The organism is Clostridium sp. CCUG 7971 (assembly GCF_017590215.1).
Taxonomy (GTDB): Bacteria; Bacillota; Clostridia; order Peptostreptococcales; family Peptostreptococcaceae; genus Faecalimicrobium.
Map to the genome: position 1 here is coordinate 1 of NZ_JAFFPK010000233.1, position 625 is coordinate 625.

Consider the following 625-nt stretch of genomic DNA (forward strand, 5'->3'; position numbering starts at 1 on the left):
AATTTTAATATTAATTAATAAAGGTAGGTGCTTATATATGATTAATATAGTAAATTTCCCATTTAATACTAGAGCTGTTGCAAGAATTGATGACGATAATGTAGTTCACAACCACATTTATCACAATTGTCCAATTGGAAAGGTTGATAAAAATATAATTTATAATAATAATAATTTTCCTATAGGAAGAGTTGATGAAGATGGTTTTGTACATGACCATACTCAAAGAAATAGTTCTATAGGTAAAGTTGATAAAGATGGTTTTGTTTATAAAAATAATTCATTAGTCGGTAGAATAGATAGTAATAATAATTTATGTGCAGGTGCTGCTTATTTATTGTTGGTATACAATAATAGATAAAATTAAATTTTGATTTTATCTATTATTATATAAAAAGGTATAGCTTATATAAGCTATACCTTTTTATATATTTTCTAGTTATCAAAATCTACGTTAATTTTTCCTTGTGGTGTGTTTATATCTATATAAGATAAGTTAAAGTTATCATCCATAACATCTATTTTATATTCAAAGAAAACATCATCATCTTTCTTTGACATAAATATATAACTTCCATTTTCTGCTTCTTCTATTTGATCACATATTTCATCGTAAATATTTTTT

The 625-nt window shown here is 23.4% G+C and carries 2 protein-coding genes; one reads left to right on the top strand and one right to left on the bottom strand.

All coding sequences use genetic code 11. The features are described 5' to 3' along the window. Positions 1–37 precede the first annotated feature (37 nt). The gene (locus tag JWF52_RS19005; RefSeq protein ID WP_208335037.1) at positions 38–361 is read left to right on the top strand and encodes a hypothetical protein; all 324 of its coding nucleotides are present in this window, start codon (positions 38–40) and stop codon (positions 359–361) included. Positions 362–435: 74 nt separating this feature from the next. On the opposite strand, the gene JWF52_RS19010 is transcribed toward JWF52_RS19005, so the two are convergent. Further along, positions 436–625: hypothetical protein (locus tag JWF52_RS19010; RefSeq protein ID WP_208335039.1), on the bottom strand; the 190-nt coding region annotated here is incomplete at its 5' end.

What these genes read in the sequence shown, in the direction of transcription:
- JWF52_RS19005 (WP_208335037.1), top strand. Translation starts at nt 38, where the DNA reads ATGATTAATATAGTAAATTTCCCATTTAATACTAGAGCTGTTGCAAGA.